Raw genomic sequence first — 24,177 nt, 5'->3', positions numbered from 1 at the left:
GTTGCTCCCCTTGAGCAACTAAGAAAGAGAGGCTCGTCATGAAACAGCTCATCCTCGCCTGCACGCTCGCGGCAGCGTCCGTTTTATCCGTCGTGCCGTCCCAGGCGGCAAGTGTGACCATCACCACGGATGACGCGCGCCCCTATTATTACCGTGATTCGGAACGCCCCTATTACCGCCACCACAGCCCCTATTATCGCCACGACATGCGGCGGCGCTACGTTTCCCGCGATTGCTTCACCAAGACGGAAAAGATCCGCCGCCACGGCCATACGGTCATCAAGGAAACCCGAATCTGCCGATAAGGCAAAGCCCGGCCGATCCTTTCGGCCGGGGTTTTCATCTGGTATCCTCCGGCAAGGAACTTCGCAAATCCCGCCGCGTTTAGGGCGAAATGGGAGTATTCGCCATGCTTATCAAGATGACTGTTCTGGCAATCGCCTATATTGCGGTCTGCGCTCTGCTTCTCACCATCGCCTACCAGTTGCAGGGACCGGTGGCCACGGCGAAGACCGATCGGCCGGCCGGCTCGTCTTTTCTGATCGAGCGCTTCGCCGGTTGATCAGCTGAACGCCGGCCCGAGAATGGCCGACCGAGAAGCCAGCGCGACTCGCCATCGAGCCACGGCAGCATGGCCTATCGACCTGCGCTCCTTCCAATGCGGTGGAGCGCCCCTCCCCATCAATGCGTGCCGTCCAGGGAGAACCCGCCAAGGAGGATGCGGTTCTGAACGTTATGCACGCCGTCGACGGCCATGGCGACCGCGGTCGCCCGTTCGATCTCCCCGACTGTGCCGACCGTGCCGCTGAGCACGATCTGGTCTTTTTCCATCGTCACCTCGACATCGGACGCATCGATGCCGCCGGCAATCGCCAGCGCATTGGCGACGGCCGCCTCGACCGACGCACGATTGGCGATTTCCGCTTCCATTTCAGGCTCCAGCCCGTGAAATGTCTGCTCCTTGAAAACCATGACCCGTTCCTCTGTGAAACCTTGAAAGGAAACGCCCGCCGGCTGGTTTTGGTTTCAGCGTGTTACCAGTTGAGGCGATAGCGCAGATTGACGCTGCCGGCTTCATCGTCCGAAAACGGGTTGTTCATCGACGCATCGAGATTGAGATTCGGCAGGATCGTCTGGCTGACGGCCACCGAACTGGAGAAGTCGCCGCTGACATTGCTGAGGCCGGCGCCGGCCGAAAGCGAGGTTCCTGTCCAGGGATGGATGAGTTTCAGCGCCTGCGACGCCGTCACCGAGGTCTGTCGGGCATCGACCGGGTCGTAACCGACGCTGACGGAGCGGCTCGATTGCATGTCGAGCGAATCCGACAGGATCCAGCTGCGCGAACGGCTGAGCGTCAGCGCGCCGCTGCCGCGCAGCGTATCGACGCTGACCTTCACACCCCGCTGTGATTGGCCGGCCGGTGTGACGTTCGTTCTCACGATTCTGCCCCAGAGCATCGCCTGCTCGGAATCGGGCAGCGGCGCGCCGCCTTTCGTCGCGGCCAGCGCAATGTCGGCGCCGGCGCTTGTTTCCCATTCCGCCGGCAGGCGAAAACCCATTGTCGCCTTGTACGACCGGTCCGAAAGTTTGGCGGGCGACCAGATCAGCAGGTCGTCCGCCTTTGCCGCCGCGGGGAGCGAAAAAGGCAGCACGGTGAAAAGAATGCAGGCTATCTTGAATATCGTCATGTGACCCGATCGTTTGACAAGCTTGCTCGCCGAACGGCGCGATGCCGCAGCAAAAGTGCGCACAGCGAACCCGCAAGGGAGCGGCGCGGCCAAGCCGTCCATCCCAACGTCATCCTCGATTTAATGTGTGGCCGAAACGGCCGACGGCAGCCAGGTGCCTGTTCAATGGACGCCGCGGCGCCCTGAGGATACCCATGCGACCATGAGCGGCCGCCTGAGACTCATTCCCTCAGGAATGTTGCCAGGATCACATCTCGCCGCCGCTCTGTAAACCCCTTGAGGGCGGAAATCTGCTGCACTGCACACTTGCCGCACCTTCCAAACCCTAGTAGAGCCTGAGCCTACGAGACAAATTTTCGCGAAATTCCACATGACGACCGGCAAAACGGCGCCGCGGCGCCTCAGCATCTTCGGTTCGACCGGCTCGATCGGCCGCAACACGCTCAATGTCGTCGAACACCTGGGCGGACGGGACAACTTCGAAATTTCCGTGCTGACGGGCAACGGTAATGTCGAATTGCTGGCCCGGCAGGCAAAAGCATCGGGCGCACGCCTGGCGGTGACCGCCAGCGACCGGCATTACGAATCGCTGAAGAGCGCGCTTTCCGGCAGCGGCATCGCGGTCGCGTCGGGAAAATCAGGCCTTATGGAAGCCGCCGATCGCGAAGCCGACTGGGTGATGGCGGCAATCGTCGGCACCGCGGGCCTCGCGCCGACCCTCGCCGCCGCACGCCGCGGCGCCGATATCGCCCTTGCCAACAAGGAATGCCTGGTCTCGGCCGGCGATCTCTTCCTCAAGTCGATTCGTGAAGGCGGCGGCAAGCTGCTTCCCGTCGACAGCGAACACAATGCGATTTTCCAGGTGCTGGAAGAAAACCAGCGCCACGCCGTCGAACGCGTCATCCTGACGGCATCGGGCGGCCCCTTCCGCACCGCCTCGCTCAAGGAAATGGCCGATGTGACGGTGGAAACCGCGCGCGCCCATCCGAACTGGTCGATGGGCTTGAAGATTTCGATCGATAGTGCTTCGATGTTCAACAAGGCGCTGGAAATGATCGAAGCCCGGCATCTGTTCGGCCTGAAACCCGAACAGATCGAGGTCATCCTCCACCCGCAATCGATCATTCATTCGATGGTCGGCTATACTGATGGCTCGGTCCTCGCCCAGCTCGGCGCGCCCGATATGCGCACCGCCATCGGTTATGCGCTGTCCTTTCCGCGCCGGCCGAACCTGCCGATCGAGCGCTTGGATTTCGCCAGGCTCGCAAGGCTGGATTTCGAGGCGCCCGATGAGGTGCGGTTCCCGGCGCTGCGGCTGGCGCGTCTTGCGATGACACGCGGCGGTGTCCAGGGCGCTGTGCTGAACGGCGCCAAGGAAGTGGCGCTGGAAGCCTTCATCGAAGGACGCCTGTCCTTCCTCGCCATGGCCGACATCACCGAGAGGGTCATGGACGATCTGGCCCACCTGCCGCCGGCGGCCGGTATGGACGATGTTTTCAGCGCCGACAGCCAGGCCCGGCAGCGGGCTTCGCAATTGATGAAGCTGGATCTCGTCGGCTGAGGCCTACGACATAATTCCTTAAGCGCTGTAACGGCTGCAACTACCGCAGCCGGTTGCCGCCTTCGTCGAACAACCGGCAATCGGCCGGCTCAAACAGCAGGCTGACCTCATCGCCGGCCGCGATGCTGACCGGCGAACGATGCTCGACGGTCAGCGATTGGCCGTCGCCGAGCTGACAGTAGAGATATTGCGTTCCTCCGAGATATTCCGAGAAATCGACCGTGGCGACCAGCCTGCCTGACCGATCGGGCGCCACCTTCAGATGCTCCGGCCGCAGACCGAGCGTCACGGCGCCTCCGGCCGGCCGGCCCGTGCAGGACAAGGCCGTTTCGATGCGGACGCCGGCGACCTCGACCAGGCCTTGCTCGGCAGCGCGGGCATTCAGCAGGTTCATCCGCGGCGAACCGATGAAGCCCGCCACGAAGGTATTGGCCGGATCTTCGTAGATCTGCCGCGGCGTTCCGGCCTGCTCGACCCGGCCGTCGCGCAGCACGACGATCTTGTCGGCAAGCGTCATCGCCTCGGTCTGATCGTGGGTGACATAAATCATCGTGTTGCCGAGTTCGCGGTGCAGGCGGGCAATCTCGATGCGCATGGAAACGCGCAGCTCCGCATCGAGATTGGACAGCGGTTCGTCGAACAGGAAGACATCGGGCTTGCGCACGATCGCTCTGCCGATCGCCACGCGCTGGCGCTGGCCGCCGGAAAGCTGTCCGGGCCGCCGGTCGAGAAGGTGGTCGATCTTCAGGATCGCAGAGGCGGCCTTGACGCGCGTCTCGATCTCGGCGCCGCTCGTGCGCGCCATCTTCAAGCCGAAAGCGAGATTGTCCCGCACGCTCATATGCGGGTAGAGCGCGTAGGACTGAAAGACCATCGCAATGCCGCGTTCGGATGGATCGAGATCGGTGACGAGACGTCCCTTGATCTCGATCTCGCCGTCGGTGACGTCCTCGAGGCCGGCGATCATGCGAAGCAGCGTCGATTTTCCGCAGCCGGACGGGCCGACGAAAACGACGAACTCGCCCTCATCGATCGTCAGATCGATCCCGTGGACCACCTGCAGATTGCCATAGCTTTTTCGCACGTCCTGGAGCACGACGCTCTTATTGCCCATACCGTTCGTCATCCCCAAACGACCTACTTGTCCGCCTGGACCCAGACGAGCATCTCTCCGGGCGCGCGGTTGTCCCACAGATGATAGGGCACGAAGCGCGCCGTGGCGACCCGCCGCTCGGCCGGCGCCTTGCGGTAGAGCGGCCCTCCCCAGTTCGACGTCTCCTCGCGTTCGACCTTGAGATCGAGGGCGACGGCATCGTTGAGATCCTTCAGCACGACGGTTTCGGCCGCCGGAAGCGCGCGTGGCAGGACGATGGCATTGAGATCCTCGCCATTATCCGTCGTTTCCACGCAGTAGACGAGCGGGCCGCGCATCAGCGCGACGCGGCCGGCATCCTGGCGCACCTTCGGATTGGCATATTGCGGGCGCAGCGAAAGCGGCAGGTGAAGGGCGACGCGATCGCCGTCGGCCCATTGCCGATCTATTCTGGCATATCCGTCACGGATATTGGCGCCGAGGTCGAGCATCGTCCCGTTGACGCTGAGGGATGCGCCCTCCGCCCAATCGGGAATGCGCAGCGACAGCGCGAATGCCGCCGGCTTCTTCATCCTGGTGGTAAAGGCCACCGCACCGTCCCACGGATAGTTGGTGGTCTGCTCCAGTTCCACCTCGGCGCCGTTGGCAAGCTTCAGCCGCGCGGTGCTCTCGCCATAGAGATGCACGGCGATCTCGTCGTCGGCGACGGCATACATATAAGAGCCGATCGAGGTCACCAGTCGGGCGATGTTGGGCGGGCAGCAGGGGCAATGGTGCCACTTCCACCGGTGGTGCTTGCCCGCACTTTCCAGCGGGTTGTCATAGAAGAAGGTCTTGCCGTCGGTCGAAAGCCCGGGCAGCGCGCCATTGTAGAGCGCCTGTTCCATGATGTCGGCATAGCGGCGGTCCGGACCGCGTCCGAGCATGCGGCTCGCCCAGAACACCAGGCCGACGGAGGCGCAGGTCTCCGCATAAGCCGTGGCATTGGGCAGATCGTAATAGTCGGTAAAGCCTTCATTCGATGCCGCCGGCCCGATGCCGCCGGTGATGTACATCTGCTTGGTCGTCAGATCGTCCCACAGCGTTTCCAGCGCCGCCGTCAGGCTGTCGTCTCTGTATTCGGTGGCGATGTCGGCCATCCCGGAATAGAGATACATGGCGCGCACGGCGTGGCCGACGACCTTCTTCTGCTCGCGCACCGGCTGGTGCGCCTGCCCATATTCATAGGTCTTCTGATGATAGTCGGACAGGCTGCGGCCGTCGCGAACGGCCTCCGCCGTGAAGAAATGCGGCTCGGTGCCGCGTTCGTCGATGAAGAATTTCGACAGGTCGAGATATTTCTTCTCGCCCGTGACGCGGGCGAGCTTGACCAGCGCGAGCTCGATCTCCTCATGGCCACAATAGCCGGGGATCTGGCCTTCGCCATGGCCGAAAACCTTGATCATGTAATCGGCATAACGGCACATGATGTCGAGCAGCTTGCGCTTGCCGGTCGCCTGATAATAAGCGACCGCCGCCTCTATCAGGTGCCCGGCACAATAGAGCTCGTGATGATCGCGCAGATTGGTCCACCGGCGGGATGGTTCGACGCGCTGGAACCAGGCGTTCAGGTAGCCGTCCTTGTCCTGCATCCGCTCATACATGTCGATGATCTCGTCGGCGCGCGCCTCGAGCTTCGGGTTCGGCCGGCGGTAGAGTGAATAGGCGATGGTCTCGATCGACTTGCCGAGGTCGGAATCCCAGAACATCTGCGTTGTCCCGCCCCAGGGCTGAATGGGAATGACGACACCGGGGCTCGGCTGATCGACGTCGATCGCCTTGAGCATGCCGGCCTCGACGCAGCGGTCGAGCAGCGTCTCGGCGGTGAAATTGCAGACGGCATCCTGCCATTTGCCCCAGAAGCCGCCGAGATCAACATCGGGAACGGCGACGGGACGAAACTGGCGGTCATTGCTTGATTTGGTCATGGGCTCGACTTTCTCTCATTTCACCGCGCCGGCCATCAGCCCGCGCATGTAGTAGCGTTGCAGGAGCAGGAAGACGATCAGGCATGGGATCGTCATGACGATGACGCCGGCCTGGACCGCTCCCCAGTTGATGGCGCCGAGGCGGCCGGCGCGGACCGCCGTCATCAGCACCGGCAGGGTGTATTTCTCGTTGCTGGAGAGCAGCACGAGAGCGGCGAGAAACTCGTTCCAGGCATTGAGGAAGGCAAAGATCGCCACCGTCGCCACACCGGGCAGCACCAGCGGCAAGAGAACGCGGGCGAGAAGCCGGAGGTCGCGCGCCCCGTCGATGCGGGCGGCCTCCTCGATCTCCTTCGGCACGGCGTCGAAGGCGTTGCGCATCATGAAGACCGAGAAGGGCAGCTGCAGCGTCACATAGACGAGTGTGAGCCCGATGAGCGAATTGTTGAGGCCGAGCTTCGCCAGGATGATGAAGAGCGGCGTCAGGATCGACTGGAACGGGATCATCAGCGTGGCGATGATCAGCACGAAGAGCGCATTCTTCATCGGGAAGCGATAACGGGAGAAGCCATAGCCGGCGAGCAGGCTGACGAGAACAGTCAGCACCACGGTAGCGACCGACACGAACAGCGAATTGATCATGTGCCGCCAGATGCCGGCGCCGAACGTATCGAGCAGCGCATAGGCATCGAAGCTGACGCCGGATGTCGGCCATGGCGGCAAGGGCGGCAGGCTGGCTTCCGTGCCCTGCCGGAAGGAGGCGAGCAGCGTGATCGCGAAGGGCGCCAGGAAGAAGATCGAAATGGCGATGCCGGTGAGATGATAGACGGACTTCACGCGGATCGCCTTGCGCGTCCGGCGTTCCCTTGACGTCATGGGCGTTCCTCCCCGACACGCAGCAGCCAGAGCTGCACGATGCTGATCGCCACCAGGATGGCGAGAAGCACGATCGACAGCGCTGCGCCATAACCCAGGTTGAACGACACGAAGGACTGATTGAAAATGTAATAGACGACCGAGATCATCTTGTTCTGCGGTCCGCCCGACGTCATGATGTAGAACTGGTCGAAGGCGAGGATCGAGCCGGTGACCGAGACGATCAGCGCCAAGGCGATCGTCTTGCGCATCAGCGGCAGCGTCAGATGCCGGAATCGCTGCCAGCGGCCGGCGCCGTCGATGCGGGCCGCCTCCGTCAGTTCGGACGGAATGGCCTGCAGCCCGGTAAGAAGAATGATCATCGTGAAGCCGGCGATCTTCCAGACGACCATCACCACAACAGTCAGAAACGCGGTATCGAAAGTCGCAAGCAGATTGGGGCTCTTTTCGACGACACCGAGCGCCTTCAAGGCCGGGCCGATGAAGCCGCTATCGACATTGGCGAGCCAGACCCAGAGCAGCGAGGCGGTGGCAAGGCCGACGACGACAGGCAGGAAGATGATGGTGCGATAGGTGCTGACGAACTGCCGCTCCTTTTCGACGAATATGGCGAGCGGAAAGGCGACGGCGAAGATCGCGATGGTGACGATGATCGTGTAATAGGCGGTAAAATTCAGCGCCGTCATAAAGCGGGTGTCGTTGACCATGCGGTAATAGTTGTTGAAGCCGATCCAGCGCGACGCCCCCATCAGCGGCCAGTTGTGCAGGCTCATCCATCCCGTGAACAGAACCGGCATGATGAAGAAGACGATGACCAGCGCCATGGCAGGCGCGATATAGGCAAGGCCGCGCCAGTTCGATCTGCGCCGTCGCCTGCGCCGAGGCAATAGTATCTCTGAGCCGGAACCGGTCATCGAAACGCTCCGCATCTTTGAATTGGAATTGGCCGGGAAGCTGCCACCGCTCCCCGGCCGCGGCCTCGGGAGAGTCTACTGGCCGCTATCGATGATCGATTGCATTTCCGACTGGGCGCTCGAAAACGCACCGTCAACATCATCGCCGAAGATGGCGGCGTTGGTGAAGCTTGCCCATGGGCCGTTGGCGCTGTTGATCAGATCGTTGAACTGCAGCGTATAGGGCGTCTTGGCGACGCTGATCGCCTTGAGGCCGACCTGCATACGCGGATCGAGACCCTCCAGCACCTTGTCGGCGATATCGCCGCGCGTCGGCAGGCTGCCATATTTCGCCATGATCTTCTGGCCGTCCATCGAATAGATATATTCGAGGAACTCCTTCACCGCGTCGATCTTCTTCGTTCCCTTGGTGATGACGAAGTTGTCGCCGCCGGCAAAGGACGAAGGCTTGCCGTCGACGCCGGGAATGAGGGTCACGCCGAAATTGATCTCGGGATGCTGGGTCACCAAGGTTCCGATGGCAAAGGCGCCGAGGCTTTGCTGGCCGATCTTGCCGTTGGTAAAGGTCAGGAAGTTCGTGCCGTTGTCGCTGGCCGCACCCGCCGGCACCAGGTCTTTCTTGACCATGTTGCGGTAGATGTCGACAGCCTTGCGCATCTGGGGCGTGTCGAGCGTCGCCGTCTTGCTGTCGGCCGACAGGATGTCGGCGCCGCCACCCCAGACGAGCGGCGTGAAGGTGAAGATCATGCAACCGCCGCAGCCGCCGCCGGAGAAATAGAAGCCGTAGGTGTCGTCACCCAGCGCCCGGATCTTCTCGGCGTTGGCGGTGATTTCCTCCCAGCTCGCCGGCGCTTTCTCCGGGTCGAGACCGGCCTTCTTGTAGAGATCCTTGTTCCAGGCAAAGACCGAGGTTTCGACCGAAAGCGGCAGGCCGTAGACCTTGTCCTGATAGGTGCCGAGGCGGACATGCGACGGCGACAGCGAATTGAAATAGGGAAGCGATTTTGCCCAGTCCGTCAGGTCTTCCAGCTGGCCGGCCGCGGCAAAGGCGGGGTTGTAGATGAGATCCATCGACAGCGCGTCGGGCGCCTGCCCGCCGGCGATCGCGGTTGCATATTTCTGCACCAGTTCGGAGAACGGCACTTCGGTCATCACGACCTTGTTCTCATGGCTGGAATTATAGGCTTCGACGACCTTCTTGAAAGCGTCGCCGATCCCCGAGCGAACCCACATTTCGACATTTTCGGCAGCCGCGGCAGCCGACACCAGGCATAAGGTAGCGATGCCGGTCGCCGCCAATAGACGCTTGATCATGACATTCCTCCCAATATGGCGCATCTCCTCGCGCCTTCGCTCATTCTCTTGGTCTCATTCCTCGATCTCATTCCCTGGGGCTTTTCCCCCGCATGACTGCCGGACGACGAGCCGGCACGGCAATTTTCTGACACCCGGCTCGACCGGCCGTCCTTCCGCAAGCGCCAGCACCGTCAATCCGGCCTGCCGCCCGAGCTCTTTCAGTTCCATATCCACCGTCGTCAGCGGCGGCCGCGTCTGAGCCGCGACAATCTCCCAATTGTCGAAGCCGATCACCGAAACGTCCTGCGGCACCTTGATGCCGCGCTCGCGCAGCGCATCCACCGCGCCGCGGGCGATCTGGTCGTTGCCGCAGAAGAGCGCGTCCGGTTTTTCGCCCGGCCTCTTCCAAAGCTGCCCGATCGCCTCATGCCCCCAGCTTTCAGACCAGACGCCGTAAAGCACCGGCTCGCGATGGCCCGCCACCTCATGATAGGCGCCGGCACGCTCCCGCACCGAAAAAACTCCTCCGGCCCGGTGATATGTGCGATCCGCCGCCGCCCGACCTTCGCGAGCCATTCGACCGCCAGTCTCGCACCCTGTTCATCGTCCGAACGGAAGGTAACGCTGTTCTGCGTCCCCTCGGTGAAGGCGTAGACGACGGGCACATGCAAATTCGACAGATCGACCGGCAGACGCCGGTCCAGCCGCTTGCCCGTCGCAATGATGCCGTCGACCTGCTTGTCCAGCATCGCATCGACATGGATCTGGGCGAGAGCCGGATCGTCTTCGATGGCGCACAGGAAAACCGAAACCCCATGATCGACGAGAGCATCCGAAATGCCCGCCATCACAGGCAGCGTGAAACGACCATAAGTGTCGTTCGTCAGCAGTCCGATGGTGAAGCTGCGCTTGCTGAGCAGACCTCTCGCCAGGGCATTCGGCCGATAGCCGATTTCGCCGGCGATCCGCTTCACCCGCTCGCGCGTTTCCGCCCCCATCCGGCCGGTATCGTTGAGCGCCTTCGACGCCGTCGAAATACTCACCCCGGCCGCCGACGCCACCTCATGGATGGTGATCCTGCCTCTTTTTCCTCCCGTTAGGTTCAGCGCTTCCTCCTTATGAAGTGGCTTGAGAAAAGCTTTTACCAATTCTTGTGTCAAGTGAGAAAAGGTTTTCTCATTCAATTCGAAAGGCCGGCATCGAAGATGCTGCTGCACGGTGAAAAGCAAGCGCACGGAAGCTTATCGAGCCTCGAGACCGATAGGCACGTCCCACTGCACCAGCGCCGGGTGGCACTGTTCAGGGCAGAAAGAGGTTTAGGGGCGAAGGCTCACGGCCGCAAAACCAATCGCGGCCAGAACCTCTAATCGAGATTCTGGCCGCGATTCGAACATGGCAATATTAGAGAATCAGGCGACGTGCCTTGCCAGCGCGCAGCGCGACCAGAGCGAATGCAGCGCGTCGACGAGATGGGCGATATCGGCGTCGGAATGCAGCGGCGTCGGGGTGATTCGCAGCCGCTCGGTCTTCTTCGGCACGGTCGGATAGTTGATCGGCTGGACGTAGACGCCGCAATTGTCGAGCAGCAGGTCGGAGATCCACTTGCACTTGGCGGCATCGCCGACCATCACCGGCACGATGTGGCTGGGATTGTGCATATGCGGAATGCCGCGCTGGTCGAGCATGGCCCTGAGCTTGCGCACCCGGTCCTGATGGCGGGCGCGCTCGAACTGGCTGACCTTCAGGTGCTGGATCGAGGCGACCGCACCGGCGGCCAATGCCGGCGGCAGCGCCGTGGTGAAGATGAAGCCGGAGGCAAACGAGCGGATGAAATCGCAAAGGGCGGCCGAGGCGGCGATATAGCCGCCCATCACCCCGAAGGCCTTGCCGAGCGTGCCCTCGATGACGGTCAGTCGGTCCATCAGCCCCTCGCGCTCGGCAATGCCTCCGCCGCGCGGGCCATACATGCCGACGCCATGCACTTCGTCGAGATAGGTCATCGCCCCGTATTGGTCGGCGAGGTCGCAGATCTCCTTGATCGGGGCGATATCGCCATCCATCGAATAGACGCTCTCGAAGGCGATCAGCTTCGGCGCCTTCGGATCGGCGGCTTTCAGCTTGGCTTCGAGATCGGCGACGTCATTGTGTTTCCAGATCACCTTGTCGCACTTGGCGTAACGGATGCCCTCGATCATCGAGGCATGGTTCAATGCGTCGGAGAAGATGATCAGGCCGGGGATCTTGGCGCCGAGCGTGCCGAGTGCTGCCCAGTTGGAGACATATCCCGAGGTGAAGATCAGCGCCGATTCCTTGCCGTGCAGGTCGGCAAGCTCACGCTCGAGCAGGACGTGATAGTGGTTGGTGCCAGAAATATTCCGGGTGCCTCCCGCACCCGCGCCACAGTGGTCAATGGCGGCCTTCATCGCCTCGATCACCTTCGGGTTCTGGCCCATGCCGAGATAGTCGTTGGAGCACCACACCGTGACGTCCTTTTCGCCGTCGGCCGTATGGCGTGTGGCGCGCGGGAAATGGCCGCGCTGACGCTCGAGATCGGCAAAAACGCGGTAACGGCCCTCGGCATGAAGCCCGCCCAGCTCGTTTTTGAAAAATGCTTCGAAATCCATCATATGCTCCAGTATCACGCGGCCGTTCTTGCCGACCGGACGTCCGCGCGTCAATGCTTACCTTTTGCTTTACCATCAACTGCGGCAAAAGGCCCAGTTTTTTGAATGATTCCAGATAAAAATTCTGCGAGCCGCGATCAATCAAATTCATGCCGCAACCACCCGTCGAAATTCGCGAACCGCATGAAGGGCGACGACAGTCATTATCGCAAAAAAATCGGCGCACCAGTGGACAACCCATTCTTCCGACATAGTTTTCCGTCTAGCCTGACTAAAAATAAAAGGGACGGCCTTTGCCCTATGGGCAACAACCTCGGAGAGAAAAGATGAAGAAAGCTGTAATACTCGCATTGATCGGCCTGTCGATCGCAAGCTGCACGCCGACCCAGCAGGGTGCCGGTATCGGAGCTGCATCGGGCGCCGTCATTGGTGGTGCGGTCACCGGCAATGTCCGTGGCGCGGCGGTCGGCGCCGCTATCGGCGGTGTCTCCGGCGCCCTGATCGGCAGCGTCGCCGAACAGCCCGGCCAGTGCTACTATCGCGACCGCTACGGCCGCCGCTACATCGACGCCTGCCCGCGCTGAGAGCGCTTATAAGAAGGCAAAAACAGGAAATCCCGGACACACATCCGGGATTTTTTGTGCTAAATTAGCGCGTTGGCAATTTAAAATGGTACACCCCGCGCGTTTTTGCCGCTAAGCTGTTCACGGCTGGGCAACGAAGCTTCATGTAGGCGTAAACCAAAAGCAGCGGATGCGGATCAGAGGGACAGGCCCGAAAACAGGTACTGCGTATCGGCGAACAGGCACCATGATGGTGGTCGCGGCGGCAGCTGCGTTCTCACCGGTCCTGATCGGCGACGCTTATGCCTTCAAGCTTTTCGGCATCACTATCTTCGGCAAGGACGAGGACGAAGCTCAACAGGTGCCCGATCCGGTGCGCTATCAGGTCGACCTCAAGGCCGACACCGCCGATCCCGATCTCAAGGAAGCGCTGGAAAACAGTTCCCGCCTCGTCAGCGACCAGAAACAGCCGGTCTCCGGCGATCTTGGCATCGTCGTCAAGGCGCGCGACGACCGCGAGCGGCTGATTGCCGCCTTGTATGAAAAGGCCCGCTACGGCGGCGTGGTGACGATCACCATCGACGGCCAGAACATCGACGACCTGCCGCCCAATCCGACCTTCGACCGCTCCGGGCCGATCCCCGTCACCGTCGATATAACCCCCGGCCCCGTCTTCAGGGTCAGGGAAGTGCAGTTCGGCGGCGACGCCGCAGACCGGAATCCCGCCGATTACGACCTTGCCCCCGGCGCCGAGGCCGGTTCGCTCGCCATCATCAAGGCCGGCGACAGAATAGTCGAGCAGTTGAAAAGCGAAGGCCGCCCCTTCGCGAAATTGACCGAACGCAAGGTCGTCGCCGATCATAGAAGCGATACGGTCGACATCGTGCTTGCCGCCGAAGGCGGGCCCGTCGCCCCGATTGGTGATGTCGGCGTCACCGGCGAAAAAACCGTCCGGCCCGGTTTCATCCAGCGTTATTCCCGGCTGAACAAAGGCGAAGCCTACTCGCCGGAAGCGCTGAAAAAGGCGGGCGAGCGTCTTCGCGCCCTCGGCGTCTTCTCGAGCGTCACCATCCACGAGGGCGATGCGTTGGCGCCGGACGGCACCTTGCCGATGACGATCGAGGTTTCCGAAGGCAAGCGGCGCTATTTCGGCATCGGCGCGCAATATTCCACCACCGACGGCTTCGGCATTCAGGGCTATTGGGGCCACCGCAACCTGTTCGGCGAAGCCGAGACGCTGAGGATCGAGGGCTCGGTCTCGCGGCTCGGCGAAACCACCGATGTCGGCAGCCTCGACTATTCCGCAGGCATCCTCTTTACCAAGCCCGGCGCCTTCTTTCCGGCCGCCACTCTGAAGGCCGGCATCGTCGCCAAGACGCAGAATCCGGACGCGTATAACGCGACGCTCGTCACCGCCTCGCTCGGCCTTTCCTACGAATTGACCGATAAGGATACGGTTTCGGCGAGCGGCGAGGTCAGCTGGGAGCGCGACGACGACGCCTTCGGCACGAACGACTATCTGACCTTCACCTTGCCGCTGCAATATGACCGCGACGCCCGCGACGACAAGTTCAACCCGACGGAGGGCTATCGTGCGACGGTTTCGGCAAAGCCCGGCTACGAGATCTTCAATGCTACGCCCTATGCGGCGTTCGAAGGCTCTATCTCCGGCTATCTGCCGTTCGGCGCCGAGGATCGCCTGGTGCTGGCCGGCAAGCTTGCCGGCGGCGTGCTGATCGGCGGCGGCGGGATCGAGGACATTCCCGCCACGCAACGCTTCTTTGCCGGCGGCGGTGGTTCGGTGCGCGGATACAGCTATCAGGAAATCTCGCCTTATAACGACAATGGCGACGCCACCGGCGGCCGCTCCTATGTCACAGCTTCGCTGGAGGCCCGCATCAAAATCACCGATACGATCGGCGTCGTTCCCTTCGTCGATTTCGGCACCGTATCGGACAGCACCTTCCCTGGTTTTTCCGATATCCGCGCCGGCGCCGGCGCCGGAATACGATATGCCACACCTTTCGGCCCGCTGCGGCTTGATTTTGCCGTGCCGCTTAACAAGTACGAAGATGGCACAGATTATGGAATTTACGCCGGCATCGGCCAGTCCTTCTAGGATCGCCGGTTCCGCTGTGATGTCCGATCTGTGAGCCGTCATGAAAACGGGGGTAATGTCCGCGCCGATGCAAACGCTGGCAAAAATCGTCAACTGGATCATACGGCTCACCGGCTATGTCGTGGGCGCCAGCTTGATTCTCGCTGTCGCAGCGCTTGCGATCTTCGGCTTCACCTCCTTTGGCGCCCGTATCGTCACCGAAAAAATAGCCTCCACGCTTTCCAATCGCGACATGACGATCGAGGTGCGCGAACCGGAAGGTCTGTTGACCGGCGGGCTTCGCGCCGCCGAGATCTCCCTCTCCGACACGAGGGGCGTTTTTGCTGAGATCCACGGCGTGGCCATTGACTGGAATCCGCTGGCGCTGCTGACCGGAACCTTTCACGCCAAGCGCTTCGAGATCGAAGCGATCGACGTGCTGCGCAAGCCGGTGCGCACCCTGCCCTCCCGGCCCGACGCCGAAAATTCCGGAGGCTTCTCTCTCCCGATCAAGATCGATGTCGACCAGGTTGCGCTGCCCAATATCAAGCTTGCCGAACCTTTTGCCGGGCGCGCCTTTGCGCTCGCCGCCGCAGGCAGCCTCTCGGCAGATGGCGACGGCGGGGAGGCGACCGTCAATGTCAGCCGCCACGCGGTCCCGGATGCGCGACTTACCGCCGATATCGCTTATGCGCCGGCCGAAAACCGGCTGCGCCTGAAGGCACAGCTGGCCGAGCCGAAGGGCGGGCTGCTGGCAGGCTTCCTCGGCCTGCCGGATAGTCCTGCCGTCAACATCGACCTCGACGGCCAGGGACCGATATCCGACTGGAGAGGCAAATTGCAGGCGGCGCTCGACGGACAGCAGCGGGCCGCAATCGAAGGCCGGCATGCGATCGCCGCCGACGGACTGCACCATCTCGACCTCAAGGGCGGCGGTGACCTGAGCTCGCTTCTGCCGGCAGCATTCCGGCCGCTTTTCGCCGGCCAGACCAATATCGATCTTGCCTCAACCTTCGACGACCGGGGCAAGATCGATATTCAGACCGGCAATATCGCCACCGGCAGCGTCGTCATCGCCGCATCGGGCACGCTTGATCCGGCCGGCAACAACAGCCTCAACGCCAACCTGCTCGGCACATCCGGGCCTGTCGATTTCCGCTGGCCGCTCGCCGAAGGCGAAGCGCGCTTCCTGATATCCGGCCTCAACCTGGCGCTGACCGGCGACGCGCAGGCGGCGCGACTGAGCGTCAGCGGCTCGCTCGACAGCGCAACCCTCCCGCAGGCCGATATCGGCAACGTCAAACTGACGGCAAAGAGCGACGCCTTCAATCTTGCCGCCCGGGCCGGCAGCGTCCAGCTGCGCCTCGTCGCCGGCGAGGCGACCTTTGCCGAGCCGAACCTCAACCGTGCGGTCAAAGGCCCGGTCACGCTCGCCGCGCCGCTGCAGATCACGGCCGGCAGCATTGGTTTCAATGGCACCACCGTCGAAAGCGCCAATATCAACGGCAGCCTCAACGGCTCCTATCGGCTGACGGACCGCGCTCTGACCGGCAATATCAAGCTGGTCGTCGAACCGGCGGCTCTGCCGGCCGCGGCGACAAGCAGGTTCGACGGGCCAATCTCGCTCGAAAGCCAGGTGGCGGGCACAATCCCGTCGAAATTCGCGCTGTCCAACCTCGTCGTCAAATCCGGAACGTTCGAGGCCGCCGGCAACGTCGCGCTCGATGGCTCGACCTTGAACGCCGATCTCTCGGGGCGGCTGCCCGATGTCGGCAAGCTGATGGCGGGCGCGAGCGGCGGAGCCGCTTACGCGTTGCGGGTCGGGGGCGAACTGCCGGCCCTCTCCGTGACAGCCAATATCAAGGCTGCCAGCCTGCAGATGGCCGATCGCATGCTCGCCAACCTCAATATCGATCTCACGGGCGTCGCCGATCCGAAGGCGCCGCAGGGTAAGATTGCCGCAACCGGCACGATCGACGGCCAGCCGATCGGCGTCAACGGCGCTATCCGCTCCGAGGACGGCAGGATAAGCATTCCGGCGCTGACCGCCGACATCGGCGGCAACCGGCTGACCGGCAATCTGGAACTTTCACCCTCCCTGACGCCCTCTGGCGCCTTGACCTTCGATTTTCCCAATATCGGCCTGCTCGCCGCCCTCGGTGGACAGAAAGCCGAAGGCGATCTCAAGGGATCGCTCGGTATCGCCGGCGACGGCGGCAGGATTGCGCTGAAACTGCAGGCGACCGGCGATTCGCTCCGCCGCGATACACTCGCCGTCCTCAAACCCGAGATCGACGTCACAGTGAGCGATGTCAGCGCCCTTGCGGCCAACGGCACGATCCGGGCTGAAGAGGTGAATGCCGGCGCAAACAGGCTGGCCGGGCTTTCGCTCGCTTTCACCAAGCAGCAGAATCAGACGGACTTCGATCTCAATGCCGCCTATGATGGCAATCCGGTGCTGGCGGCCGGCAATATCCAGACGGCAGACGGCACGGTCGACGTAAACCTCGATCGTTTCTCGGCAAGCCCGCGCAACATCCCGATCGAGCTTGCCGCAGCGACGCAGGTCAAAATCACCGGCGGCGCCGCCAGTCTGGACGGACTGACGCTGAAAACAGGCGCCGGCTCGGTGAGTGTTACCGGTTCGGCCGGTGAGACGCTGAAGCTCGACGCCGTCATCAAGGAGCTGCCGGCAGCACTCGCCAACGGTTTCGTGCCCAACCTTTCGGCTGGCGGCACGATCTCCGGAACGATCGCCGTGACGGGAATGCCGGCCGCGCCCATCGCCGACTTCAAGCTTGACTGGAAGGATGCGACGACGGGCCAGACCAAGGGGGCCGGGCTGACGCCGCTCGCCATCACCGCCGGCGGCAAATTTGCCGACAAGAAGCTCGATTTCGACACGACGATCGGCAGCGCCGACGGCCTCTCGCTCAGGGCGGCCGGCAATGTCGGCCTCGCCGAACCGACGGCGCCGGTGCTCGATATCGACGCCGAGATCCTCAACCTGCCCGCCCGTGTCGCCAATGGTTTTGTGCCCGATCTCGCCGCCGAAGGCGCGATCACGGGAAAGGTGAGCGCCGCCGGCTCGCTCAAGGCCCCGACCGCCAATTTCGATCTCGCCTGGAAGAGTGCCGCGACGAGCCACACCAGGCGCGCCGGCCTTACGGGGCTTGATGTGACCGCGACCGGCAAATTCGCCGACAACACGCTCGATTTCGATGCCGCAGTCAGCGGCGCCGACAGCCTGTCGCTCAAGGCAAACGGCAATGTCGGCATGACAGGGACGACGATCGGTGGCGTCAAGATCGACGCAACACTGGCCAATATCCCCGCAGCTGCTGCAAACGGTTTCCTCCCCGATCTCGCAGCGGCAGGCCTTGTCTCTGGAACGGTCTCGGCGAGCGGATCCCCTACCGCCCCCACCGCCAATTTCGATCTCCATTGGCAAAATGCCGTCACAAGCCACACGAAACGCGCCGGCCTCGCCGGTCTCGGCGTGACGGCATCCGGAAAATTCGCCGACAATAGGCTCGATTTCGACGCCGCGGTCGATGGCGCCGACGGGCTCTCGCTCAAGGCAAACGGCGATGTCACCATCACCGGCAAGACGGTCGGTGCCGCCAAGGTCGATGCGACGCTGGCAAATATCCCGGCAAGCATTGCAAACAGCTTCGTCGCCGATCTTGCTGCCGAAGGCTCGGTCTCGGGAAAAATCTCGGCGGCAGGCTCACTTTCCGCGCCGACCGCCAATTTTGATCTCAGTTGGAAAGACGCTGCAACGAACCACACCAGGCGTGCCGGGCTTACCGCTCTCGGCTTAACCGCATCGGGAAAATTCGCCGAGAACAAGCTGGATTTCAACGCAGCAGCGCTCGGCGATCAAGGCCTCTCACTGAAGGCCGTTGGCAATGTCGCCCTCGCCGGCACGGCGATCGACAGCGCGAAGCTCGATGCCGAGATCGCCAAGGTCCCCGCCGCTCTCGCCAACGCCTTCGTTCCCGGACTGGCGGCCGGCGGCACGATATCCGGCACCATGTCTGCGGCCGGCACACCCGCCGCACCGAAGGCCGATTTCAAGCTCGACTGGACGGATGCCGCAACCAGCCACACCAGGACCGCCCAACTTTCCGGCCTCGCGCTTGCCGCTTCGGGCCACCTCGCTGACAATAAGCTTGAATTCAACGCCAATCTCGCCGGCAAGGACGGCCTCTCGCTGAAAGCTGCGGGCAATGTCGCGATATCGGGCGCCTCGGTCCGCAACCTTGACGTCAAGGCCGATCTCGCCAATCTGCCCGCGGGCCTTGCCAACAGCTTCGTTCCCGGCCTTGCGGCAGAGGGCACGGTGTCGGGAACGGCATCTGCCTCAGGCGCGCTTCCCAAGCCCGCCGTCGACTTCAAGCTCGACTGGAAAAACGCCGCCACCGCCCAGACCAGGAGCAGTGGCCTTTCTGGTCTCAGCGCCGCGGCATCCGGCAAATTCGCCAATGACAGGGTCGATTTCGATGCCAACCTCGCCGGCAAGGACGGCGTGCTCGCCAAGGCGACCGGCGGCGTCACGATTGCCGGAACGGCCATCCGCGACCTTTCGATCAATGCCGATATTCCCGCCTTGCCGGCAAATATCGCCAATGCCTTTGTTCCCGGTCTCGGGGCCGAAGGCACGCTTTCGGCCAGCGCCGTTACATCGGGAACGCCGGCCAATCCGGTCGTCGATTTCAAGCTTGACTGGAAGGATGCGGCGACCAGCCACTCCAAGGCGGCCGGCCTTTCCCGTCTTGCGCTGGCGGCAACAGGAAAATATGCCGAAGACAGGCTCGATTTTGATGCGGATCTCCGCGGCGGCGGCGGCATTGCGCTGAAAGCCGCCGGTAATCTTTCCATTGCAGGCACCTCGATCCGATCGATCGACGTCACGGCAAATGCCGCCAATGTTCCGGCTGCCCTCGCTAACGGCTTTGTTCCGGGTATCGGCGCCGACGGTACGATCTCGGCGACCGCCAAGGCGGCCGGCACGCTGTCCGCGCCCGCCGTCGATTTCAAGGTCGATTGGAAGAACGCCGCGACGAGCCAGACGAAAGGCGCCGGTCTTTCGCCGCTCAGCATCGGGGCATCGGGCAAGCTGGCCGGCAACAGGCTGACCGTCGACACCAGTCTTGCCGGTGACGCCGGCATGTCGCTGAAGGGCGGCGGCAGTGTCGTGATATCAGGCAATCGGGCTCTCGACCTGCGCTTCAACGGCAACGTTCCGTTCGCGGTGCTCGGCACCCCGCTTGCGCAGCAGGGCCTGGTCGCCGACGGGGTCGCCACCGTCAATCTTACGATCGGCGGAACGGCGGCAGCACCTGTCATCAACGGCACGGTCTCGACCCATGGCGCCAAGCTCGTCGACGTCAGACGCAATCTTGCCGTCAACAATCTCGCAGCCACCGTGACCTTCAATGGCACCCAGGCCGTGATATCGCGTCTCAGCGGCAATCTTGGCGGCGGCGGCACGATTTCGGCGAGCGGCACCATCGGCATCCAGCCGGCCGGCGGCTTTCCCGCCGACATTTCGATCAAGCTCGACAAGGCAGTCTATGTCGACGGAACCCTCGTCGTCTCGACCGTCAACGGGACCGTGGGCCTGCGCGGGCCGATCATGAGCGCGACGCTGAGCGGCAAGCTGCGGCTGGACAAGACCTCGATCACCGTCCCGGAAAAATTGCCGACCTCGCTCAGCGAAATCGACATACGGCACAAGAACGCGCCGCGGGCGGTGCTTGCGCAGCTCAGGGATGAAGGCAAGGGGAAAAGCGGCGAGAAATCCTCCGTCATCACCCTCGATCTCGAAATCGATGCGCCCTCGCAAATCTTCGTGCGTGGCCGCGGCATCGATGCCGAGCTCGGAGGCCGCGTGACGATCCGCGGAACGGCGGCAGTGCCCGTCGTCACCGGCGGGTTCACCATGCGCCGCGGCCGATTGACCATTCTCAACCGCCGTCTGAATTTCTCCGACAAGAGCAGGATCACCTTTGCCGGCGATCTTACGCCAGCGCTCGATATGGAAGCCACCTCTACCTCCGGCACGACGACCCTGACGGTTGATGTGGCCGGCCTCGCCACCGATCCTTCGATCACCTTTTCCTCCTCGCCGCAGCTGCCGCAAGACGAGGTACTGGCGCAGCTGATCTTCGGCCAGTCGATGTCGAAGCTGTCGCCGGTGCAGATCGCCCAGCTCGCCGATGCCGTCAGCCAGCTGGCCGGCAACCGCTCCACCTCGCTTTTTGAAGGCCTGCGCAACCAGCTCGGCGTCGACGATTTCGACATCAGCACCGACGAGAAGGGCCAGACGAGCGTCAGCGTCGGCCGCTACCTCAATGACCGCACCTATTTCGAACTGCAGCAGGGCGGCGCAGCCGGCGCCAAGGCGATCATCAATCTCGATGTCGGCCGCGGCGTCAAACTGCGCGGCGCTGCCGGCGGCAACGGAGCGGGCGAAGCGGGCATCGTTTATGAGCGGGAATATTGAGCCGGCTTACCTTTGTTTTGCGTAATCCCGGACGGAAAACCGCTTCGCACTTTTCCTGGGATTGCTCTAGAAACCCGTCTTGCTCGTCTTCAGCAGGATATTCGTCTCGGTCGAGTTGATACCGTTGATCAGCCGAATGCGGCGTAGCGTCTCGTCGAAGGAGGCAAGGTCGCGATCCTCGAGTTCGGCGACGAAATCCCATTTGCCGTTGGTGCTGTGAAGGGCGCGGACCTGCGGCAGACCCCGCAGCTGATCGGCCACCCTGTCGGCCAGTTTGCCGAGCACCTCGATCATGACGATGGCGCGCACGCCGGCGGATCGCGTCTCGTGACCGGTCCGGATGGTAAAGCCGACAATGGTGCCGCTGGCAACGAGCCGGTCGATGCGGGCGGCGACCGTTGCTCGCGATGCACCCGTCATAGCCGCAAGCGAGGAAACGGAAATCCGGGCATTGTGGCGAAGGGCGCTTAAGAGTTCGGTATCGAGATCGTCCACGCTTATCACTCTGTCAAAATAGCTTTATCAATCTGCGCAATCATAATCCATTTCTGACACTTTTCCATCTTTTTGCCGGCAGCCCATTATCCCACTATCGGCCGAAACAGGCCTCAACACGGAGCCCTCGCATGAATGTCCAATCGCGATCTGTCACCCTCATCGGCGCACCGTTGGAGGAAGGCTCCGGCCGCAAAGGCGCTGCCATGGGCCCCGCGGCGTTGCGCATCGCCGGCGTCGACCAGACGCTGATCGATCTCGGCCACGATGTCGCCGATAATGGCGATCTCAGGATCGTGCCGGCGATGGACCTGCCGAATCATCCCAAGGCCCATAATCTGCGGATCGTCGGCGCCTTCACCCGCGCACTCGAAAGCAGCGTCTATGATGTCGCCGCCTCCGGCCGCTTTCCGCTCATTCTCGGCGGCGACCACAGTCTTTCCATGGGCAGCGTCTCCGGCATGGCCCGCTATGCCGCCGGCAAGAGTCGCCCGCTCTTCGTGCTCTGGCTCGATGCCCATGCCGATTTCAATTCTCCGGCCACCTCCCCCTCCGGCAATATTCACGGCATGCCCGTCGCCTTCTTCTGCGGCGAGGCGGAGTTCGCCGAGATCCTGCCGAAGGGCCGTCCCTTCGTCGATCCGAAGCATGTCTTCCAGGTCGGCATCCGCTCGGTCGATGCGCGTGAGCGCGAGGAGATCCACGAACACGGTGTCAACGTTTTCGATATGCGCGCCATCGACGAACAGGGCATCGGCGCCATCATGCGCCATATCCTCGATGTCGTCGCCAAGGCCGACGGCCTGCTGCATGTCAGTCTCGATCTCGATTTCCTCGATCCCGATATTGCCCCCGGCGTCGGCACGACGGTGCCGGGCGGCGCGACCTTCCGCGAGGCCCATCTTGTCATGGAAATGCTGTCCGACAGCGGCCTCGTCTCGTCGCTCGATCTCGTCGAGCTCAATCCTTTTCTCGACGATCGTGGCAAGAGCGCCCGCATATTGGTGGAACTGACGGCCAGTCTCTTCGGCCGCCGCATCTTCGATCGTCCAACCCGTGCTGCATAGAAGCCACGTGCCGCATAGACCAGGCTTAGAGGGAGAAGCGCCATGACCACTTCGGAAAAATTGATCGCCACGGAACAGCGGCTCGGCGCCAATAATTACAAGCCGCTCGACGTGGTGCTGACGCGCGGCGAAGGCGTTTATGTCTGGGATACCGACGGCAACCGTTATCTTGATTGCCTCTCGGCCTATTCCGCCGTCAACCAGGGCCATTGCCATCCGAAGATCCTCGCCGCCATGGTCGAACAGGCGGGCCGGCTGACCCTCACCTCCCGCGCCTTCCGCAACGACCAGCTCGCCTATCTCTATGAGGAGCTCGCCGCTCTCACCGGCTCGCACAAGATCCTGCCGATGAACTCCGGCGCCGAAGCGGTGGAGACCGCCATCAAGGCGGTGCGCAAATGGGGATACGAGGTCAAGGGCGTGCCGGAAGGCCAGGCGGAGATCATCGTCTGCGCCGACAATTTCCATGGCCGGACGCTGAGCATCATCAGTTTCTCCACAGACCCCGACGCCCGCAACGGCTTCGGCCCCTACACGCCGGGCTTCCGCATCATTCCCTTCGGCGATGCCGAGGCTTTCGCCGCCGCCATCAACGACAATACGGTGGCGGCGCTGATCGAGCCGATCCAGGGGGAAGCCGGCGTCATCATTCCGCCGGCAGGTTATTTCACCCGCATTCGCGAGCTCTGCACGGCAAACAACGTCACCCTCATCCTTGACGAGATCCAGACCGGCCTCGGCCGCACCGGCAAGCTGCTGGCCGAAGAGCACGAGGGCATCGAGGCCGATGTGACGCTGATCGGCAAGGCGCTGTCCGGCGGCTTCTATCCGGTATCCGCGGTACTTTCGAATTCCGAGGTGCTGGGGGTACTGAAGCCCGGCCAGCACGGCTCGACCTTCGGCGGCAACCCGCTCGCCTGCGCGGTGGCGCGCACCGCGCTGAAGGTGTTGACGGAAGAAGGCATGATCGAAAACGCCGCAGCGATGGGCGACTATTTCCTCGAATGCCTGAGGTCGATGCGCTCGAACATCGTCCGCGATGTGCGCGGCCGCGGCCTGATGATGGCCGTCGAGCTGGAACCCGAAGCCGGCGGGGCACGCCAATATTGCCATGCGCTGAAGGAGCGCGGCCTTCTCGCCAAGGACACCCACGACCATACGATCCGCCTCGCCCCGCCGTTGATCATCTCAAGGGAACAGGTCGACTGGGCGGTCTCGCAGATCGAAAAGACGATCGGCTGACGTAAATCGAGACTGAAACCTCGGTGATCCGGTTTCCGATTTAGATTTGCGCAACACTCTTTCGCTAATGTCGTCGTAACCGTAACGATGCTTCGCCGAACGCAAAGCCATCGCGTGGTGTGAAGGCAAAGCTCGTCAGCGCCAATGGGGGCGCACTCGCTTCTGCTTTGGCTTACGACAGT

General features: G+C 62.6%; 17 protein-coding genes and 1 pseudogene. 8 read left to right on the top strand and 10 right to left on the bottom strand.

What is annotated here, in order from left to right; all coding sequences use genetic code 11:
* Nucleotides 1-38: 38 nt before the first annotated feature.
* Nucleotides 39-305 carry a hypothetical protein gene (locus tag MHI61_RS25390; RefSeq protein ID WP_010034937.1) on the top strand — a complete coding sequence of 89 codons (267 nt, stop codon included), beginning with the start codon at nt 39-41 and terminating at the stop codon, nt 303-305.
* 104 nt (nt 306-409) lie between these two features.
* Nucleotides 410-562: a hypothetical protein gene (locus tag MHI61_RS25385; RefSeq protein ID WP_239791038.1), complete on the top strand. Its 153-nt coding sequence runs from the start codon at nt 410-412 to the stop codon at nt 560-562.
* Between the two features lie 119 nt (nt 563-681).
* On the opposite strand, the gene MHI61_RS25380 is transcribed toward MHI61_RS25385, so the two are convergent.
* A complete protein-coding gene (locus MHI61_RS25380; protein WP_239791037.1) occupies nt 682-972 on the bottom strand; it encodes a BON domain-containing protein in 291 nt (96 codons plus the stop codon).
* Between the two features lie 62 nt (nt 973-1,034).
* Entirely contained in the window at nt 1,035-1,688 is a 654-nt protein-coding gene (locus tag MHI61_RS25375) for a hypothetical protein (RefSeq protein ID WP_097580703.1), read from the bottom strand.
* 370 nt (nt 1,689-2,058) lie between these two features.
* Here MHI61_RS25375 and dxr point away from each other — a divergent pair, with 370 nt between their 5' ends.
* The gene (gene dxr, locus MHI61_RS25370) at nt 2,059-3,249 is read left to right on the top strand and encodes a 1-deoxy-D-xylulose-5-phosphate reductoisomerase (protein WP_239791036.1); all 1,191 of its coding nucleotides are present in this window, start codon (nt 2,059-2,061) and stop codon (nt 3,247-3,249) included.
* 40 nt (nt 3,250-3,289) lie between these two features.
* Here dxr and ugpC read toward each other — a convergent pair whose 3' ends face one another.
* The 7 genes and pseudogenes from ugpC to hemA all read right to left on the bottom strand — a co-directional run bounded on the left by ugpC (nt 3,290) and on the right by hemA (nt 12,019).
* Nucleotides 3,290-4,375, bottom strand: a complete 1,086-nt coding sequence (gene ugpC / locus MHI61_RS25365) for a sn-glycerol-3-phosphate ABC transporter ATP-binding protein UgpC (protein WP_275593078.1) — start codon at nt 4,373-4,375, stop codon at nt 3,290-3,292.
* Between the two features lie 11 nt (nt 4,376-4,386).
* Nucleotides 4,387-6,309: a glycoside hydrolase family 127 protein gene (locus tag MHI61_RS25360; protein ID WP_239791034.1), complete on the bottom strand. Its 1,923-nt coding sequence runs from the start codon at nt 6,307-6,309 to the stop codon at nt 4,387-4,389.
* A 15-nt stretch (nt 6,310-6,324) separates the two neighbouring features.
* The gene (locus MHI61_RS25355; RefSeq protein WP_239791033.1) at nt 6,325-7,185 is read right to left on the bottom strand and encodes a carbohydrate ABC transporter permease; all 861 of its coding nucleotides are present in this window, start codon (nt 7,183-7,185) and stop codon (nt 6,325-6,327) included.
* On the bottom strand, nt 7,182-8,099 hold the full coding sequence (locus tag MHI61_RS25350) for a sugar ABC transporter permease (protein ID WP_239791032.1): 918 nt from the start codon (nt 8,097-8,099) through the stop codon (nt 7,182-7,184). Before MHI61_RS25350 ends, MHI61_RS25355 begins: the two co-directional genes overlap by 4 nt.
* 75 nt (nt 8,100-8,174) lie before the next feature.
* Nucleotides 8,175-9,413 carry a sugar ABC transporter substrate-binding protein gene (locus MHI61_RS25345; protein WP_239791031.1) on the bottom strand — a complete coding sequence of 413 codons (1,239 nt, stop codon included), beginning with the start codon at nt 9,411-9,413 and terminating at the stop codon, nt 8,175-8,177.
* Between the two features lie 54 nt (nt 9,414-9,467).
* Nucleotides 9,468-10,456, bottom strand: a pseudogene (locus tag MHI61_RS25340) (LacI family DNA-binding transcriptional regulator).
* A 348-nt stretch (nt 10,457-10,804) separates the two neighbouring features.
* Nucleotides 10,805-12,019, bottom strand: a complete 1,215-nt coding sequence (gene hemA, locus MHI61_RS25335) for a 5-aminolevulinate synthase (protein WP_239792905.1) — start codon at nt 12,017-12,019, stop codon at nt 10,805-10,807.
* Between the two features lie 326 nt (nt 12,020-12,345).
* Between hemA and MHI61_RS25330 the strand changes: the two genes are divergently transcribed.
* The 3 genes from MHI61_RS25330 to MHI61_RS25320 all read left to right on the top strand — a co-directional run bounded on the left by MHI61_RS25330 (nt 12,346) and on the right by MHI61_RS25320 (nt 21,191).
* Nucleotides 12,346-12,603, top strand: coding sequence for a YMGG-like glycine zipper-containing protein (locus MHI61_RS25330; protein WP_004679653.1), 258 nt, complete (start codon nt 12,346-12,348; stop codon nt 12,601-12,603).
* A gap of 169 nt (nt 12,604-12,772) precedes the next feature.
* Nucleotides 12,773-14,701, top strand: a complete 1,929-nt coding sequence (locus MHI61_RS25325) for an autotransporter assembly complex family protein (RefSeq protein ID WP_239791030.1) — start codon at nt 12,773-12,775, stop codon at nt 14,699-14,701.
* A 67-nt stretch (nt 14,702-14,768) separates the two neighbouring features.
* Nucleotides 14,769-21,191 carry a translocation/assembly module TamB domain-containing protein gene (locus tag MHI61_RS25320; protein ID WP_239792904.1) on the top strand — a complete coding sequence of 2,141 codons (6,423 nt, stop codon included), beginning with the start codon at nt 14,769-14,771 and terminating at the stop codon, nt 21,189-21,191.
* Nucleotides 21,192-21,257: 66 nt separating this feature from the next.
* On the opposite strand, the gene MHI61_RS25315 is transcribed toward MHI61_RS25320, so the two are convergent.
* Nucleotides 21,258-21,695 (bottom strand): Lrp/AsnC family transcriptional regulator, encoded by a 438-nt coding sequence (locus MHI61_RS25315; RefSeq protein WP_170964963.1) that lies wholly within the window; start codon nt 21,693-21,695, stop codon nt 21,258-21,260.
* A gap of 122 nt (nt 21,696-21,817) precedes the next feature.
* Here MHI61_RS25315 and rocF point away from each other — a divergent pair, with 122 nt between their 5' ends.
* Both rocF and rocD read left to right on the top strand, forming a co-directional pair.
* Nucleotides 21,818-22,753: an arginase gene (rocF, locus tag MHI61_RS25310; RefSeq protein WP_239791029.1), complete on the top strand. Its 936-nt coding sequence runs from the start codon at nt 21,818-21,820 to the stop codon at nt 22,751-22,753.
* A 42-nt stretch (nt 22,754-22,795) separates the two neighbouring features.
* The gene (rocD, locus tag MHI61_RS25305; protein WP_239791028.1) at nt 22,796-23,995 is read left to right on the top strand and encodes an ornithine--oxo-acid transaminase; all 1,200 of its coding nucleotides are present in this window, start codon (nt 22,796-22,798) and stop codon (nt 23,993-23,995) included.
* Nucleotides 23,996-24,177: the final 182 nt, after the last annotated feature.

The organism is Rhizobium sp. K102 (genome assembly GCF_022385315.1).
Lineage (GTDB): Bacteria > Pseudomonadota > Alphaproteobacteria > Rhizobiales > Rhizobiaceae > Rhizobium > Rhizobium croatiense.
This window is presented reverse-complemented; position numbering and strand designations above follow the sequence as displayed.

Bases quoted from the DNA above. Each gene is read 5' to 3' on its own strand.
- MHI61_RS25325 (WP_239791030.1), top strand. From the start codon at position 12,773: ATGCGGATCAGAGGGACAGGCCCGAAAACAGGTACTGCGTATCGGCGA.
- MHI61_RS25330 (WP_004679653.1), top strand. From the start codon at position 12,346: ATGAAGAAAGCTGTAATACTCGCATTGATCGGCCTGTCGATCGCAAGC.
- hemA (WP_239792905.1), bottom strand. From the start codon at position 12,019: ATGGATTTCGAAGCATTTTTCAAAAACGAGCTGGGCGGGCTTCATGCC.
- MHI61_RS25390 (WP_010034937.1), top strand. From the start codon at position 39: ATGAAACAGCTCATCCTCGCCTGCACGCTCGCGGCAGCGTCCGTTTTA.
- ugpC (WP_275593078.1), bottom strand. From the start codon at position 4,375: ATGACGAACGGTATGGGCAATAAGAGCGTCGTGCTCCAGGACGTGCGA.
- rocD (WP_239791028.1), top strand. From the start codon at position 22,796: ATGACCACTTCGGAAAAATTGATCGCCACGGAACAGCGGCTCGGCGCC.
- MHI61_RS25345 (WP_239791031.1), bottom strand. From the start codon at position 9,413: ATGATCAAGCGTCTATTGGCGGCGACCGGCATCGCTACCTTATGCCTG.
- MHI61_RS25375 (WP_097580703.1), bottom strand. From the start codon at position 1,688: ATGACGATATTCAAGATAGCCTGCATTCTTTTCACCGTGCTGCCTTTT.
- dxr (WP_239791036.1), top strand. From the start codon at position 2,059: ATGACGACCGGCAAAACGGCGCCGCGGCGCCTCAGCATCTTCGGTTCG.
- MHI61_RS25385 (WP_239791038.1), top strand. From the start codon at position 410: ATGCTTATCAAGATGACTGTTCTGGCAATCGCCTATATTGCGGTCTGC.
- MHI61_RS25380 (WP_239791037.1), bottom strand. From the start codon at position 972: ATGGTTTTCAAGGAGCAGACATTTCACGGGCTGGAGCCTGAAATGGAA.
- MHI61_RS25350 (WP_239791032.1), bottom strand. From the start codon at position 8,099: ATGACCGGTTCCGGCTCAGAGATACTATTGCCTCGGCGCAGGCGACGG.
- MHI61_RS25360 (WP_239791034.1), bottom strand. From the start codon at position 6,309: ATGACCAAATCAAGCAATGACCGCCAGTTTCGTCCCGTCGCCGTTCCC.
- rocF (WP_239791029.1), top strand. From the start codon at position 21,818: ATGAATGTCCAATCGCGATCTGTCACCCTCATCGGCGCACCGTTGGAG.
- MHI61_RS25320 (WP_239792904.1), top strand. From the start codon at position 14,769: ATGCAAACGCTGGCAAAAATCGTCAACTGGATCATACGGCTCACCGGC.
- MHI61_RS25355 (WP_239791033.1), bottom strand. From the start codon at position 7,185: ATGACGTCAAGGGAACGCCGGACGCGCAAGGCGATCCGCGTGAAGTCC.